The 14,670-nt window shown below is 46.7% G+C and carries 17 protein-coding genes, 1 other RNA gene and 2 pseudogenes; 14 read left to right on the forward strand and 6 right to left on the reverse strand.

Annotated features, from left to right (window positions below; translation table 11 throughout):
• The 7 genes and pseudogenes from AC2VDX_RS23765 to AC2VDX_RS23795 all read left to right on the forward strand — a co-directional run.
• Window positions 1-202, forward strand: a pseudogene (locus AC2VDX_RS23765) (hypothetical protein); the annotation flags it as partial.
• A 42-nt stretch (window positions 203-244) separates the two neighbouring features.
• Window positions 245-426, forward strand: a non-coding RNA gene (ssrS, locus tag AC2VDX_RS23770) — 6S RNA.
• Window positions 427-625: 199 nt separating this feature from the next.
• Complete coding sequence (locus AC2VDX_RS23775) at window positions 626-1,897, forward strand: M16 family metallopeptidase (protein ID WP_378171976.1); 1,272 nt, start codon at window positions 626-628, stop codon at window positions 1,895-1,897.
• An 89-nt stretch (window positions 1,898-1,986) separates the two neighbouring features.
• Entirely contained in the window at window positions 1,987-3,288 is a 1,302-nt protein-coding gene (locus AC2VDX_RS23780; RefSeq protein ID WP_378171974.1) for a M16 family metallopeptidase, read from the forward strand.
• A 31-nt stretch (window positions 3,289-3,319) separates the two neighbouring features.
• Window positions 3,320-4,108, forward strand: a complete 789-nt coding sequence (locus AC2VDX_RS23785; RefSeq protein ID WP_378171972.1) for a peptidoglycan-binding domain-containing protein — start codon at window positions 3,320-3,322, stop codon at window positions 4,106-4,108.
• A gap of 325 nt (window positions 4,109-4,433) precedes the next feature.
• Window positions 4,434-4,865, forward strand: a complete 432-nt coding sequence (locus AC2VDX_RS23790; protein ID WP_378171970.1) for a hypothetical protein — start codon at window positions 4,434-4,436, stop codon at window positions 4,863-4,865.
• A gap of 109 nt (window positions 4,866-4,974) precedes the next feature.
• The gene (locus AC2VDX_RS23795) at window positions 4,975-5,925 is read left to right on the forward strand and encodes a RodZ family helix-turn-helix domain-containing protein (protein WP_378171968.1); all 951 of its coding nucleotides are present in this window, start codon (window positions 4,975-4,977) and stop codon (window positions 5,923-5,925) included.
• Between the two features lie 787 nt (window positions 5,926-6,712).
• Here AC2VDX_RS23795 and AC2VDX_RS23800 read toward each other — a convergent pair.
• Window positions 6,713-6,910 carry a hypothetical protein gene (locus tag AC2VDX_RS23800; protein WP_378171966.1) on the reverse strand — a complete coding sequence of 66 codons (198 nt, stop codon included), beginning with the start codon at window positions 6,908-6,910 and terminating at the stop codon, window positions 6,713-6,715.
• Window positions 6,911-7,142: 232 nt separating this feature from the next.
• Between AC2VDX_RS23800 and AC2VDX_RS23805 the strand changes: the two genes are divergently transcribed.
• The 6 genes and pseudogenes from AC2VDX_RS23805 (at window position 7,143) to AC2VDX_RS23830 (ending at window position 10,066) form a co-directional block, all read left to right on the forward strand.
• A complete protein-coding gene (locus AC2VDX_RS23805; RefSeq protein WP_378172095.1) occupies window positions 7,143-7,724 on the forward strand; it encodes a sigma-70 family RNA polymerase sigma factor in 582 nt (193 codons plus the stop codon).
• Window positions 7,721-8,083, forward strand: coding sequence for a hypothetical protein (locus AC2VDX_RS23810; protein ID WP_378171964.1), 363 nt, complete (start codon window positions 7,721-7,723; stop codon window positions 8,081-8,083). Before AC2VDX_RS23805 ends, AC2VDX_RS23810 begins: the two co-directional genes overlap by 4 nt.
• A gap of 250 nt (window positions 8,084-8,333) precedes the next feature.
• On the forward strand, window positions 8,334-8,843 hold the full coding sequence (locus AC2VDX_RS23815; protein ID WP_378171962.1) for a Spy/CpxP family protein refolding chaperone: 510 nt from the start codon (window positions 8,334-8,336) through the stop codon (window positions 8,841-8,843).
• Between the two features lie 33 nt (window positions 8,844-8,876).
• A pseudogene (locus AC2VDX_RS23820) lies at window positions 8,877-9,239 on the forward strand (YqiA/YcfP family alpha/beta fold hydrolase); the annotation flags it as partial.
• A 117-nt stretch (window positions 9,240-9,356) separates the two neighbouring features.
• Window positions 9,357-9,638 carry an HNH endonuclease gene (locus AC2VDX_RS23825; protein WP_486928250.1) on the forward strand — a complete coding sequence of 94 codons (282 nt, stop codon included), beginning with the start codon at window positions 9,357-9,359 and terminating at the stop codon, window positions 9,636-9,638.
• A gap of 86 nt (window positions 9,639-9,724) precedes the next feature.
• A complete protein-coding gene (locus AC2VDX_RS23830; RefSeq protein ID WP_378171959.1) occupies window positions 9,725-10,066 on the forward strand; it encodes a hypothetical protein in 342 nt (113 codons plus the stop codon).
• Between the two features lie 397 nt (window positions 10,067-10,463).
• Here AC2VDX_RS23830 and AC2VDX_RS23835 read toward each other — a convergent pair whose 3' ends face one another.
• The 5 genes from AC2VDX_RS23835 to AC2VDX_RS23855 all read right to left on the reverse strand — a co-directional run bounded on the left by AC2VDX_RS23835 (window position 10,464) and on the right by AC2VDX_RS23855 (window position 14,291).
• Window positions 10,464-11,972 (reverse strand): serine hydrolase domain-containing protein, encoded by a 1,509-nt coding sequence (locus AC2VDX_RS23835; RefSeq protein ID WP_378171957.1) that lies wholly within the window; start codon window positions 11,970-11,972, stop codon window positions 10,464-10,466.
• Window positions 11,973-12,224: 252 nt separating this feature from the next.
• On the reverse strand, window positions 12,225-12,725 hold the full coding sequence (locus tag AC2VDX_RS23840; RefSeq protein ID WP_378172092.1) for an anthrone oxygenase family protein: 501 nt from the start codon (window positions 12,723-12,725) through the stop codon (window positions 12,225-12,227).
• A gap of 61 nt (window positions 12,726-12,786) precedes the next feature.
• Window positions 12,787-12,942, reverse strand: coding sequence for a hypothetical protein (locus AC2VDX_RS23845; protein WP_378171955.1), 156 nt, complete (start codon window positions 12,940-12,942; stop codon window positions 12,787-12,789).
• 451 nt (window positions 12,943-13,393) lie between these two features.
• Window positions 13,394-13,525: a hypothetical protein gene (locus AC2VDX_RS23850; RefSeq protein ID WP_378171953.1), complete on the reverse strand. Its 132-nt coding sequence runs from the start codon at window positions 13,523-13,525 to the stop codon at window positions 13,394-13,396.
• A 7-nt stretch (window positions 13,526-13,532) separates the two neighbouring features.
• On the reverse strand, window positions 13,533-14,291 hold the full coding sequence (locus AC2VDX_RS23855; protein WP_378171951.1) for a DUF6920 family protein: 759 nt from the start codon (window positions 14,289-14,291) through the stop codon (window positions 13,533-13,535).
• A gap of 18 nt (window positions 14,292-14,309) precedes the next feature.
• Between AC2VDX_RS23855 and AC2VDX_RS23860 the strand changes: the two genes are divergently transcribed.
• On the forward strand, window positions 14,310-14,546 hold the full coding sequence (locus tag AC2VDX_RS23860) for a hypothetical protein (RefSeq protein ID WP_378171949.1): 237 nt from the start codon (window positions 14,310-14,312) through the stop codon (window positions 14,544-14,546).
• The last annotated feature ends 124 nt before the right edge of the window (window positions 14,547-14,670 follow it).

Raw genomic sequence — 14,670 nt, forward strand, 5'->3', positions numbered from 1 at the left:
TCAGTCCTTTCACCTCAGTCCTCAGTCCTTTCACCTCAGTCCTCAGTCCTTTCACCTCAGTCCTCAGTCCTTTCACCTCAGTCCTCAGTCCTTTCACCTCAGTCCTCAGTCCTTTCACCTCAGTCCTCAGTCCTTTCACCTCAGTCCTCAGTTCTTTCACCTCAGTCCTCAGTTCTTTCACCTCAGTCCTATTACTGAATGAGATTCTTCCACTCCCCAGCTCCCCTGCTATAATAATTTTTAGGTTAAGCTGCGACGTTGGTGACTGCCAATAACGTTTTTTGATCTTGCCTTGTTCTAACGGGAACCAAAAAGCTCTGACAGCAGTAGACCGGGCAAGTACCCGGAAACTTTAAGTCAGACATGCGGTGCCCACCTGGTTTATCCAGGTCATAAACTGAGGTAAAACGGCGTTGCGGTGAACCTAATAGAATTAAAATCCCCTTGTCCAAGAGAGAAGGGGATTTTTGTATATTATGTAGCTGAAAATTTAAAATTTTGATTGTATTTCTTAAATAATGGATGCAAAGCTGCCAACTTTGGATCGACAAATGATAATTATTTAGCGTTAGGCGCTAGGATAATTGAATTCGCATCTAACTACAGTTAGAAAATAAAAAGTTTGTTGCAACTATTAAATACTACTTCAAAATTTCCAGCTGAGGTATTCAAGCTAGACAACGGCTTAACAGTGATTTATCAACACATCCCAGCGACACCGGTGGTTGTGGTGGATGTTTGGGTGCGGGCGGGAGCGATCGCTGAGACACAAGAGTGGTCGGGCATGGCTCACTTTCTGGAACACATGATTTTCAAAGGCACCGACCGACTGCCGCCCGGTGTATTTGACCAAGTGATTGAAAATAGTGGCGGCATGACGAACGCGGCGACCAGCCACGACTACGCCCATTTCTTTATTGTTACAGCCGCTCAGTATTTAGAAAATACCTTGCCTGCCCTGGCAGACATTCTCTTAAACGCGGCGATCCCAGAAGAAGAATTTATCCGGGAACGCGATGTGGTTTTGGAGGAAATCCGCCAGAGTTACGACGATCCCGACTTTATTGGATTCCAGGCGCTCTTAGAAAGCATTTACCAGCGCCATCCTTACGGGCGTCCCATCTTAGGAACAGAAGCACATCTGATGGAGCGATCGCCCCACGAGATGCGTCGCTTCCATCGCTCCCACTACCAGCCGGAAAACATGACCGTAGTCATTGTTGGGGGAGTTGAGAAAGAACCCGCACTAGAACTGGTGAATCGCTCGTTCCAGCACTTCGCCCCGCCGCTGGATTGTCCCCTGGCTGAAGCCGAAGCCGAAGCCGAACCTCCGATGATAGAAATTCGGCGTCAGGAAATCCACTTACCCAGGCTAGAACAAGCTCGTCTGATGATGGCATGGATGGGGCCGGGTGTGGAGCAGTTGCGAAATGCCTACGGCTTAGACTTGATCTCCGTACTTTTGGCGGAGGGGCGATCTTCCCGGCTGATCGGGAACTTGCGAGAACAGCAGCAATTGGTGCAGAACATTAGTAGTAGTTTCTCCCTACAGCGGGATTCCAGTTTGTTTACGATTAGTGCCTGCCTCGCGCCAGAGAATCTAGATCGAGTAGAGGCACTAATTGGTGATGCGATCTCCGAGTTGCAAAACACACCCGTTTCGGAGGGAGAACTGTCTCGCGGTAAACGCCTGCTGTCGAATGACTATGCTTTTTCCACAGAAGCACCCAGCCAGCTAGCGGGTTTGTATGGGTATTACAACACCATTGCGGCGGCTGAAGTAGCCACGACCTATCCAGAAAAAATTCAGTCTTTTCAGAACACAGAACTTCAGGAGCTAGCGCAGCAGTATCTCTCCCCATACCGCTATGCGGTCACAATCCTTAAACCTTGTTAGCTTGAGGAAAGGAGTGATTAGTCACTCGTCAATAGTTAGTAGTAAGTTGTTCCTACGACTAACGATCGATGACTAATCACCGATGACCAATGACTAAGGACTCACAACGAATGACTCAAAGTGTGACGCGATCGCTCGCCAACCCAACTATCCACCGCAGTGTTTTAGACAACGGCATCGTATTAATTACGGTGGAAAATCCAGCGGCTGATATCATTGCTGGTCGAATTTTTGCGCGGGTGGGAGGTCGGTGGGAGCCACGAGAACAAGCTGGACTTTCTCACCTGCTATCCACAGTACTCACCAAAGGTACCGATCGGCTTTCTTCCCTGGAAATTGCCGAGCGAGTGGAGTCAGTGGGAGCGAGTCTCGGTGCCGATGCAGCGGCGGATTATTTTTTGCTGAGTCTCAAAACAGTATCCGCAGATTTTCCGGAGATGTTGCAACTGGCAGGGGAATTATTGCGAAGGCCCAGCTTTCCAGAAGCCGAGGTGGAACTGGAACGGCGTCTCGCATTGCAAGATATTCGTTCCCAGCAGGAACAGCCGTTCACCATCGCCTTCGACCAGCTGCGGCAAGCCATGTATCAGAATCATCCCTACGGATTCTCCAGCCTGGGAACCGAAGCCACCGTCTCTGGTTTAAGCCGCGCTGACCTCCAGCAATACCATCAAACTTATTTCCGCCCCGACAACCTGGTTATCAGTCTTGCCGGTCGCCTGACTCCCCAAGACGCCGTTGATTTGGTTAATCAAGTGTTTGGAGATTGGCAGAGTGGAACCACACCTCTGCCTACCCTAAGCCTGCCCCAAATCACCCCTGAACCCATCTCTTGCGCTACCCCACAAGATACGCAGCAATCAATCGTGATGCTGGGTTACGTAGCGCCATCCGTGCAAGAAACCGACTACGCCTGCCTGAAACTGCTCAATACTTACTTGGGTAACGGTCTTTCTAGCCGCTTGTTTGTGGAACTGCGCGAGAAGCGGGGATTGGCTTACGATGTCTCAGCTTTTTATCCGACTCGGTTAGAAACATCTCAGTTTGTGGTATATATGGGCACGGCACCGGAAAACACCGCGATCGCCTATGAAGGTTTGCGAACTGAAGTGGAACGTCTTTGCACGACTCAACTGAGCGATCGGGAGCTACAAGCTGCCAAAAACAAGCTGCTTGGTCAATATGCTCTCGGCAAACAAACGAATGCTCAGCTGGCTCAAGTTTTCGGCTGGTACGAAATTTTGGGGCTGGGAATTGAGTTTGATACCGAGTTTCAGGAAAAAGTTACCAGTGTCACCCCAGAGTTCGCCAAACAAGTGGCTTGCCGGTATTTCACCGAACCCTACGTATCGCTTGTTGGTCCAGCGGAAAAGTTAAACATTAAAACTTAAAAAAAGAAAAAGTTAAGAGGAAAAAGTAAAAATGAAAAAAATCATTCTTTTGCCTTTTGCCTTTTTACTTTTGCCTTTTGTAGCGATCGCCGGTGATGCCGAAGAAATCGCCCAGACATTTCCTTTTGCAACCGTCAACCGGCAAACGTTACGACCTGGTAGCCAAGGGACTGAGGTATCCGAACTTCAGGCAGCCCTCAAACTATTGGGTTACTATAATGGCGACGTAAATGGGGTGTATGGGGAAAATACCGCGATCGCAGTTTCCCGTTTTCAGCAAGCCGCTGGTTTAGCACCTGATGGGATCGTGGGTGCTGAAACCTGGAAGCGTTTATTTCCAGTCGCCCCACCATCGCAATCAACAGCAGCAGTGACGCCATTGGTTATCCCTTCTCCTTCAACTTCAACAATTTCCACCACCGGGGCAGCATCTTTTCCCGTCCCAACTACGACAAACACCGCTGCCAATCCTAGACCGGCGGCAACTCCCCGTCCCAGTGTTAATGTTCCAGCCCCCAAGCGTTCGGCAACGACTGCCAGAACCACCAACCGTCCTGCAACCTCTGCTTCCAACTCCCAGCCACGGACGAACCCACAGCAGCCCACACAGCTCGATTTTCCTATTTTGAGGCTGGGAACGCAAGGTCCAGCCGTTACCAGATTGCAACAGCGCCTGCAAACTCTTGGCTTTTTCAAAGGAACGGTGAATGGTGTCTTTGGTGCAACGACTCAAACTGCTGTAAAAGCCGCTCAACAGAGATTTAAGCTAGACGCTGACGGTGTAGTTGGTCCAGCGACTTGGAACTTTTTGCTGCGTTAATTAATCGGTAATTCCCAAAGAATTAAATCACACTAACCCGTTTTCTTGATGAAAACGGTTTTTTTACATTTTTTTAACAGTTGTGTGCTGGCGCTGATTTTCACTGACTTCTTTCTTTCGATTTTCCGATCTCAATCCTTGGGTGGAGGAGAGAATCCATTCGCAGATAGATAGATTCAGACAAGGTTAACGGATATCGTATTGCTTACAGGACAAGACAGCTAAGTAAATAAATAAATTCCTTAGCTTGTAGTTGCCGATTCATCTAAAAAAAATCAGGGTCTTCTCGGTGTCCTGATTGACACAAAGAGTTCGATCAACACTCATGTACAACCACCCTAAAACCGATAACAATCAAACGCCTAAATCGGTCAATCAGGGCAGAGGCAATTCTGAGCGGGTTTCCTACCAGAATCAGTACCTTAAAGGTCGAAATTCTGAGCGTCGTTTTCAGGAACAGAGCTATATCGTTGATGAGAATACCAATGCCGTGACTAATTTGCTGATGAATCTTGCTTTCACGTCGATTGTAAGTTTCCTGGTTGGGACTCTCTTGTTCGTAGCTCAGCGAAATGAATCCTCTCTACCCTCTGTGCCTGTTCCCGATGGCAGTCCCTCTCAAAGCGCCGAGAAAAAGACAACCATCTTTGAAAGAACTGTAGACAACATTCAGGAACTCGTTCCAGCTCCTCAACAACAAGCAGGACAGGGGACATTGACATCAATGTTTCTAGCTTTGCGCCAGGTAAGCTCCTGATGTTCCTAGCTAGACTCGGTTGAGAGAGCGTTGCTCAAATCTACTGACCATAAACAGTTTTAAACATCCTTTTCTGCTTTTATACCATTCAGGAGTTGTAGTAATACTCATGTCTAACCTACAAAATCGCAACAACGATAACCGTGAAGTTCCCCAAGACCCAAATAATCCGGTTCCCCCCCATAATCCGGTTCCTCCAACTAACACGGTTCCCGCGAATGGCACCGTAGACCCAGGCAAAGTGACCTCCTATCGAGACGGTTATGTACACGGTCGCGTTTCTGAGCGCCGCGTCAACGAGGACGGACAAGAAATCCGCGATAATAATAATGCCGCCAGAGGCTTGTTGATAGGGATTGCCCTCACCTCTCTGCTAGGGTTGAGCCTTGGTGCCCTCTACTTCCTCAACCAGCGAAATCAGCAGGTAGAAGAGTACACTGCGCCTGCGCCTGTGGTGGTTCCCGTACCTTCACCTTCACCTTCAGCTTCTGTTGCACCGAACTCAACTGCACCAGATACATCTTCATCGGGCGCTTCTCAACAGCCCACACAAGAGAGAATCATCGAAAGAAACACAACAATTGAAAAGGCTCCCACGGTGATTCAGGTTCCTCAGCCACAAAACGCACCGCCTGCTCAAAAAGCGCCAAATGTCAACATTACAGTTCCTCCGAGTTCCGGGCAACAACCAACTCGAAATGAGACGAATATTAACGTAACGCCTTCTCAACCGTCGAACTCAACTCGAACGAATAGTTCTGGCACTACTCAATCAAGTCCTAGTACAACTCAAACCGCGCCTTCGGTGCGTCAGAACCAAACTCGAACGAATACTTCTGGCACCACCCCAGGCACGCAAAATCCAACTGGCACTACACCGGGGAGCAGTTCTACCACTAACGGCACCACCGGCACTACACCGGGGAGCAGTTCTACCACCAACGGCACCACCGGCACTACACCGGGGAGCAGTTCTACCACCAACGGCACCAACGGCACCACCGGCACTACACCGGGGAGCAGTTCTACCACTGGTGGGTCAAGCAGTACAGGTCAATAACTACTAAAACTTGGTAGTTTCCAGCCCCCTCCCAATATTGGAGGGGGCTTTGTTATGGGGATATCGCAAATCTTTCATTTATGAACAAGCGTTTTTAAAGCATTTCAACACATAAAGGGATATGAATTTAATTTAACTAACGAGTTTGTTTGGAGAATCAAGTGCTAATTTAAATATAGGCACAACGAAGTAAGAACCTTCGATACCAAGTTTCGGATTCGAGCCTGTGTCTCCCGCTCTCATCCAACGCAACACTGAATCTCGGTTGTATTTCTCTAATAAATGTAGCGATCGCCCTGAAGTTCATTCGCTTCTTTTTGATTTGAACTGTTGGTCGTGGATCTAAATCATTGCCTGAATCGGCGTAGGGAATGCAGATAGTTAGAAAAGGTTTGTTGCGAATTAAGTCCACCCTAGTTGAGTTAATTTTTGGTTTCGTTAACTTTTCTTCAAATTTTCCTCTTTCGTTTGAGTAACCTGACCATTCATAGCTCGTTCATGAACCCGCCGGTAGCTTAGGCGGGTTTTAGTTTTTTATACTGAAGCGGAACGCCTAAAGGCGCGGCTAAACAAACTGGTATTACTGGCAGAAAGCTTTTATCAATTCCCAAATTTCAGGTAAAACTGTACAGTGCCAAATTAAATGACATCGGGACAAATTCGTGTCATCAAGCCAGTTTCTTCGCTGCACGCTTCCAAGCATTGAGGTTGATGCAAGGCAAGTCCACTCCCTGTCCATACTCGAAGCTAAACGTTAGCACAGACAAGCTTCACACCCTCAATGACATCAATTTGGCACCACGACAAATAAAAAGTCACTGTACACAATTTCTGCCTGACGCGATCGCTGATCTAATCTAACTTCCTGAACTTTAGCAGGAAGATTAGATGTCTCGCCGACAACGTTTTTAAAAAATGTTGAGGCAATTCTACCAGCAGCACTAGCAACAAATCCGACTACAGCACCAACAATATTGAATGGCATAAAATATAAATCTGAGTAAAGGTTCTAGTTATCGCCAAATCCGGCTTATTAGCTTGATTTGCTCAAGTGTAGCCCAGCCCTAGGTGGGAGTCACTGGTTGAGAAGATTGTGAGATGAATAGATGCGCTACTCGCCTTTGAACCTTTTCCCCAGATGCCCAGTCTAAATCATAAGAAATCAAACAGTGGGAAGAGAGAGCCAATCGGTGCCAGCTGTAACAATCAATGCGCTAATGGGCGATCAACCCAACGACAAACCCGATCTCGGCACCGATGCTTACCTGGTAAAGCGGTGCCAAGAAGGCAACAAGCAGAGCTTTCAGCAACTCTACCAGCGCCATCAGCAGCGTGTCAGATCAACTCTTTACCAACTCTGCGGTACCTCATGCTTAGATGATTTGGTGCAAGAAGTATTCTTACGCGCTTGGAAGGGATTACCAAAATTGCGGGAAACCGCCCATTTTTCGACTTGGCTTTATCGTATTAGCTGGAATGTCGCTTCAGATCGGCGGCGGCAATTTGCTTTAGAAACCCGAAATTTCGCCTCTTTACAGCAAAGCGCCACTAATGCCTTCCCAAGTCAGCAGGAATCCCCCGATTTGATGCACCTACATTATGAAGATTTAGTGCAGCGCGGACTGCAACAGCTAAGTTTCGAGCATCGCGCCGTACTGGTTCTGCACGACTTAGAGGACGTTCCGCAAAAAGCGATCGCAACTATCTTGTCAATTCCAGTTGGCACAGTAAAATCTCGCCTCTTCCATGCTAGAACCTCCATGAGGCAATTTCTCCAGCAACAAGGAGTCCAACTATGACTCAGTTCCCCGATGATGACAAACGCCTGGTAGAGTTTCTGCACCAACACCGGGGTCATGTTCCCCCATCTGCACCCGATTTAGAGAGTCAGATTATGCAAGCAGTGGCATCTGCGCCTCCACAGCGGCAATGGCGGCGACAAATGTGGATTTTACCCTCTGCCATTGTTGCTAGTCTGCTAGTTACCTGGGCAGGATACCGCGTGCTGGTGCCTAACACTGCATCGACTGCATCCACAAACACCGCCGAACTGGAAGCGTTTCTGGCGACTAACTGGGATAGTGTTGTCGTGGGTGAAACGCCTGCATTGTCGAGCAGCCAAGATGCAGAAGCTGATTGGTTGCTCTCAGAAAATTAGCTTTTTTAGGGGAATAGGGAATGGGTAATCATCAGTTGTCCTTAACGATCTTATTGCTACTGACTAATGACTAATCACTTTTTAACTAATTAGGCAGGATTAATTATTTGTAGTAGTGTTTAGCGATAGCTAACCCGTGCAGGTGTTGGGTTTCCTACGTCAACCATTCCCTACGAAAATCTTCAATTTAATTGCATCCGCCTACTTAATTACTAATTACTAATTATCACTAACCAAGGAGATTGTTTCCATGTCCCTACATCGTATTTCTCTCTTAGCGGTTTTCATACTATCTGTAGGTAGTGCTGTTGCTCTTGCAGATCCTAATCCCCAATCTTCCCAAATTGCCCAAAATTCACCGGGTGCCCGTCCTCAAAGGCGCAACAAGGATGGACTACTTCAGCAACTCAATCTTACCCAACAGCAAATGCAGCAAATGCAGGCGATTCGGCAGAAATATAGAAACCAGATAGCGCCGCGCCAGCAAGCTCTACGTCAAGCTCGGCAAGAGCTAGCTACACTGATGAACAGTACAGCTTCCGCTAGCCAAATTCGCTCTAAAAATCAGCAAGTTGAAGAGTTGCAGCAGCAGCTACAAAAGTTGCGGTTTGAGAGTATGTTAGAAATGCGAGAAGTTATGACTCTAGAGCAACGCGCCAAGTTTGCCCAACTGATGCAACAGCGACGGCAACAAAAGGGGGAACGGGCGGGGAAAAACAGAGGACAAGGATCTCAAGGTTTGCCGGAGCAAAATTTTTAGCGGTTGATACCCCGGAAACTACTGCTAAATTGGATGTTTGATTATATTTATCTGCATGGATTTGCCTCTAGTCCCCAGTCAGCGAAGGCGATCTATCTGCGCGATCGCTTATCTTCCCTGAAAATCCCCGATCTCAACCAAGGTGACTTTTCCCATCTGACGATAACGCGGCAAATAAAACAAATCGCCGCTGAATTTCCCCCAAACCCGATGCCAGTAATTGTCATAGGCTCCAGTTTGGGGGGTTTAAGAGCGGCTTGGGTGGGAGAAAAATACCCGCAGGTTCAGCGGTTAGTGCTGCTAGCTCCAGCTTTTGAGTTTCTAGCGCACTGGTTGCCTAGACTAGGTGAAGAACAGCTGCATCAATGGCAGACAGAGCAATATTTGCCGATGTACAGTGACTTTTTATTTGTCGTGGTGCCAAATTGATGTCATTGAGGGTGTGAAGCTTGTCTGTGCTAACGTTTAGCTTCGAGTATGGACAGGGAGTGGACTTGCCTTGCATCAACCTCAATGCTTGGAAGCGTGCAGCGAAGAAACTGGCTTGATGACACGAATTTGTCCCGATGTCATTTAATTTGGCACTGTACAAAAAGGCAGGCTGGGAAGTGTGAACTCTGCGAACTGAATTTCAGATACGGCGATACGTGGGAGGTTGACCATGTTATCCCTACCTCTAGAGGCGGTAAGGATGTATACAGTAATCTGCAACTCCTACACCGCCATTGCCACGACTCGAAATCGGCAACTGACAGAGATGTCTGTTTGGAGAATTGGGATGACAATCCATTCTAGTGCCAAAGGTACTCATAACAAGAGCCAAGTCATTGAGGAGCCGGATGTGGTGAAAGTCACAAGTCCGGTTTTCAAGGAGAGGGGGAATGAGTAATTATTCCCTCGACTCTAACCACATTGTGCCGTGGTTTCAGGTTAATCCCAGCTCAGAATGGGTGGCATGGCAATGTGCAGCTACGGTTGTTACGCGGATTCTGATTGTCTGGCTCTATAACAACACAGGGAAAAGTGTATTTGCCGCGATCTTATTTCACACCATGATGAACGTAAGCGTCTTCATATATCCCAATTACGGTTCAGGTTACGATCCCTTTATTACATTTATCATCCTTGCGATCGCGGCTGCGATAGTCACATTTTTATGGGGTTCAGAAACATTAGCTCGATATAGATATACATCGTTGAGTGCAACGGATGTCAACAGATGAGCAATAACGGGTGGCAACTGGATGAAAGCAACCACCTAACTTTCATTCAATCTTTATGGCCTTAGAGACGATTGTTTACTCGTTTCTTAGTCTTGCAACTCTGTTTGTCAGTCCGGTTTTAAGGGGCGGAAACTTGGAGAGTTGGATACGATCTGCTGCTCGTGATTAGATTGTTCTATCGCTCGATTTTCATCGATAGATAGTCTTGTCGCTCGTCCGCTTCATCAACCTGTTAGGCTGCGATCGCTACTCAAAGATCATCTATCTAAAAGAGCCTCACTCTTGCTCAGAACGGATCGCACTCTTTTTCGGCGTTTCAACAAGCACAGAAATCGTGAGCAAACCAAGCCCAATGATTTTAATAACGGCGTTTACTGCGTGTGCATACTCCCATTGGTCACGATACCGCATCCAATCCATTAGAACGCGCCAGAAGTATCAAACGTGCAATTCCATTCACTACGCCCAAAACCGCACACACACTCAGCCAAAGCATCAGATCGAGCATAGATCGAAACAGAAGTACATATCCAAAGAATCGATCGGACACCAATGCGAATAGCCAAGGCAATACGAGTAGGAAAAACGCTGGCAAGAATGTGCAGCCAATCCCTAACCCGACCCGCCACAATGGAATTCTACGAATCGCCTGTCTCCATTGCGGTAAGTAAAGCAAACTGCGGATTGCCAGCATTACACCTATAAACATCAACAGTGCGATCGCTATACCCCACAAGGTTATTGAGAACCCACCTGTGGCAGGCTGCTCATCCTTTAGTAATTGAATCAGTCCAGTTTTGATTTGCGGAAATGCCATTGCAATTAACGGCGACGCACTGATGTTGTAAAATACCGCAATTCCATACTTTTCCTTGGGCAACAGCACAACATCCGTATAGAACGTAGACAAAATTCCATTGTGTTCGATCGCTGGTTCACCATTCTCGCTGCCCTTAAACCAACCCATGCCATAGGAACTACCGATGGTTTTGGGTGGAGTGTGCATCAGCGCCACACTACTTTCAGAAAGCAATTTTGTTTCTTTAAATTGTCCACTGTTGGTTTGGAAAATTAGATAATTTGCCATGTCCTCTGCGGTTGAAATGATCCCGCTACTGCCGCTCAGATAACCAGACATTTCTGGATATGCGAAGGGAAGTCCAAATCCCATCAGATGTCCTTGTGCCATGTTGGTAGCACCTTGGAATGCGTTAGCACTTGTAGTTGCATTGAGCGTCCGCGACATCTGAAGAGGTGTAAAAATATGCGTTTGTAAGTAGGCTGAGAATGGCTGTTGACTCACCACTTCAACCACTCGCGCCAATACTTCGTAATTGGGATTGAAATAGTGAAACTGAGCGCCGGGTAACGCAACGGGACTTGCTCGACTGAGGCTAGTAACACGCTCGCCAACTGTTGTTGCTTGAGAAAGCTGCAACTCAGGAAAGCCTAAATCAGATAAACCACTCACTTGATTGAGGAGATGACGAATGGTTATTTTGGCAGCGATTCCGCCAAGCGGACGCTGCGCGAACGCTGGATCACTCAGGGTGAATTCTGGTAAATAAGTTTGCACGGGTGAATCTAGATTAATTTGTCCCGCTTCGACCAACTGCATCACTGCAATTGCGGTAAACGATTTGCTCAACGAAGCAATCAAGAATTGGGTCTGTGCTGTAACAGGGCGATCGTTATTTGCTGTACTGTATCCCTTAACGTGCAACACTTGGTTATTGTGAGTAATGGCGAGTGCCAAACCAGGAATGTGATGAGTCTTCATTTGAGTTGTGATGAAGCGATCGATCCTATCATCCAAGTCCAGTTGGTTTGCACTGCCATTGAGGTTGATTGCGATCGCAATCAACGCACTCAGCAATATCAAAATCAAGCGGAAAAGTTTGTTCATTGGGTTAGATTTTGTTGATTTTGATAAAGCATAATTCGCCATATAATGAACATGAGTAAGACTGCATTTTCGGCTTCTAAGATTATTTTATTCAGCTCTAATACTCCAGAATTACGTCATTTTATATTTAGCTAAAATTACACTGTATTTCTACATACCGAACCATTTTGGGATTTCTGGTTTACTAAAAACATTAAGCTGTTTGATGACTTCACGCCCGAATTCAATCCAGCTCGTTCATCTAAATAAGCCTTACTCCTGATCAGAATGAATCGCTCTCTTTTTCGGTGTTTCAACAAGTACAGAAATCACGAGAAAACTTAGCCCAATGATTTTGATCAAGGCGTTTACTGCGTGTGCATACTCCCATCGATCGCGATACCGCATCCAATCTGCTGGAACAGGATTCACCAACCATTTGGCGAATTCAGCGTTCATTGGTGCGACAAACATTATCCAACTCACAAACGCCAGCACCAATAGAATTGCTCCGCCCAACGTCCAGTAAAAAGTTGACCCGCGTCTACGAACAAGAAAAACTAGCACAATTGCCGTCAGAATCGCTGTAATTTCAAAAAATGCGCCGACTGAGCCAAACAACCGATAAAGATTTTCAACAACCGTCACTCTAACCCAAAGTTGCTGGTCAAACTGCATTTTTTGCGGCAATTCCAGCAAATGTGCCATAGACGGGCTGAGACTTAGCGAAGTCAGCATCAGTGTTATGAATCGCCACGTTCGGATAAACATCATTTTGCTTTGCTTCACAATAAATTCCATAATTCTTTCAGCTATGCTTCCAAAAAATTAGCTTCTAGCTGTGCAATGTAGTTGTCCTCATGCCAAGCAAATATCCACCAAAGCCTGTTAGCCAAGATGCTAGGGGATGCGCGATCCAACGTTCTGTTCCGCCACGACCTAAAGTAGGAATAAAATAACTGGGAAAAAAGAAAAATTCTAAATTTTTCATCTTCTGAACCATTCTGTGATTGTTAAGCTAAAAGGTTAAGCTGAAAGTCTTCATATCATAATATATTGTTACATCTCGATCGACTCTCATCGATAAACAGCCTTGTCGATCGTGCAGCGGAAGAATTCGCCTTCTGACTCAAAACGTTCACTCCCGAAAACCCAGCCGAGGAGGAGGCGAGGCGGGATCGTGTAGCTGCCTAAAATGCGTGTATTGGAAGGTAAAGTCTTGTGGAGTCAAAGATTTAATGCTGCGCTCAATCACATTCATCAGATTCGTTCATACTGCGATCTTCGTATTCTTCAATGTAATCATGGCAGTTCTACTATATGAGGTTATTCTTGACAAGATCTCGACTCTCACATGGATTGCAGTCGCTTTGTTCGCGATCGAAGGCATCGTTCTCCTGTCAAACAATTGGACGTGTCCCCTGACGACTTACACTGAAAGCTTAGAATCGTATCACGGTCAAGTCATCGACATTTTCTGCCTGCCAAAGTGGTTCGCCGATCGCATTTTCATGCTCTATGGTAGCTTGCTGGTAGTTGCCCTCCTGCTGCTCGTGATGAGGTTGTTTGAGCACTCGCCTTTTATCGGTAGATAGCCTTATCGATCGTGCAGCGAAAGAATTCACCGTCTGACTCAAAGCGATCGCTCCCAAAATACCAGCCAACGCGAAGGCGAGTCGGAATCGTGTAGCCGCCAAAGGTGCTGCTTTCCTCGACAATTCCCCCAAAATCAACGTAGTGAAACGCTTCACCTTCTGGATTGCCCCAGCGATCGATTTTGACTCGCTCCAACATTCCTCGATTATTAACTGTCAAAGTGAATTTAGCAGGTTCTTTGAAAGCGGTGAAGTGAGCCTGTACTGCCGATGCGCCTAACTCCGTCCACAATACATTAGGGCTACAGAGGACAGAAGGCAGCCACACCAACTCTGTTTGAACTCGACCTACACCAGATCGCGTGAGATCATCGCCTGATGCCTGCATCACCGGAAACAGTCCCAGGATTTTCCACTGCATCTCACCGACACCATCGACGATGCGATCGGCTCCCCAAATTGGTAAGCCCTGCATCCAAGTTTTAGCCTGCCAGATCATGCCCCGATTCCAGCAAATCACTTCCTCTCCCTTAAAGGAATGCCATTTTTTTCCAATTTTAATTTCGCCGTGCATCCACAATCTAACGGCTGAGGCAAGTGGTGTACCGGGGGCGATCGCGTGTTCCAGATAGCGACGGGTTAGATCGGGAAGATCGATTAGTAATTCAGGATAGAAAACCATATCATCAATCGATGCCGATTCCCACAAATCATTTAGAGAAACTTGTTGATTTTTAGTGATCATTCACAACCAAAACGTCTGATGGATAAGATATGCGATCGCCAGATCAAGGAACTGGAAAACCTTAATCAACTCAAAGATGACTTTTTGATCACGGTGTCGCATGATTTGCGATCGCCACCTTTGGGCTTCTCCAAAAATAACAGAGTGCAAGTCCCTGAAGTAAGCGCGATCGCACTCCCTGATTTCGGTAGGATGAGCATAGGTTTACCTCAACTGTGGCTGTTAGGGTTAAAACACCCTCCCAGCATTGGATAGACCTCTTGCGGAATTAGAAAAAATAAGCTAAACAGAGGGAGAAATAATTAATAATTATAGACGGCAAAATGAAATATAAACAAGCGTTGGAAAATTCACCATCTGATTTTAAACGAATGTATGG

It is taken from the genome of Coleofasciculus sp. H7-1 (genome assembly GCF_057473865.1).

Coding starts and splice junctions, on each gene's coding strand:
- AC2VDX_RS23780 (WP_378171974.1), top strand. CDS start 1,987: ATGACTAAGGACTCACAACGAATGACTCAAAGTGTGACGCGATCGCTC.
- AC2VDX_RS23785 (WP_378171972.1), top strand. CDS start 3,320: ATGAAAAAAATCATTCTTTTGCCTTTTGCCTTTTTACTTTTGCCTTTT.
- AC2VDX_RS23790 (WP_378171970.1), top strand. CDS start 4,434: ATGTACAACCACCCTAAAACCGATAACAATCAAACGCCTAAATCGGTC.
- AC2VDX_RS23795 (WP_378171968.1), top strand. CDS start 4,975: ATGTCTAACCTACAAAATCGCAACAACGATAACCGTGAAGTTCCCCAA.
- AC2VDX_RS23800 (WP_378171966.1), bottom strand. CDS start 6,910: ATGCCATTCAATATTGTTGGTGCTGTAGTCGGATTTGTTGCTAGTGCT.
- AC2VDX_RS23805 (WP_378172095.1), top strand. CDS start 7,143: ATGGGCGATCAACCCAACGACAAACCCGATCTCGGCACCGATGCTTAC.
- AC2VDX_RS23810 (WP_378171964.1), top strand. CDS start 7,721: ATGACTCAGTTCCCCGATGATGACAAACGCCTGGTAGAGTTTCTGCAC.
- AC2VDX_RS23815 (WP_378171962.1), top strand. CDS start 8,334: ATGTCCCTACATCGTATTTCTCTCTTAGCGGTTTTCATACTATCTGTA.
- AC2VDX_RS23825 (WP_486928250.1), top strand. CDS start 9,357: ATGCTTGGAAGCGTGCAGCGAAGAAACTGGCTTGATGACACGAATTTG.
- AC2VDX_RS23830 (WP_378171959.1), top strand. CDS start 9,725: ATGAGTAATTATTCCCTCGACTCTAACCACATTGTGCCGTGGTTTCAG.
- AC2VDX_RS23835 (WP_378171957.1), bottom strand. CDS start 11,972: ATGAACAAACTTTTCCGCTTGATTTTGATATTGCTGAGTGCGTTGATT.
- AC2VDX_RS23840 (WP_378172092.1), bottom strand. CDS start 12,725: ATGATGTTTATCCGAACGTGGCGATTCATAACACTGATGCTGACTTCG.
- AC2VDX_RS23845 (WP_378171955.1), bottom strand. CDS start 12,942: ATGAAAAATTTAGAATTTTTCTTTTTTCCCAGTTATTTTATTCCTACT.
- AC2VDX_RS23855 (WP_378171951.1), bottom strand. CDS start 14,291: ATGATCACTAAAAATCAACAAGTTTCTCTAAATGATTTGTGGGAATCG.
- AC2VDX_RS23860 (WP_378171949.1), top strand. CDS start 14,310: ATGGATAAGATATGCGATCGCCAGATCAAGGAACTGGAAAACCTTAAT.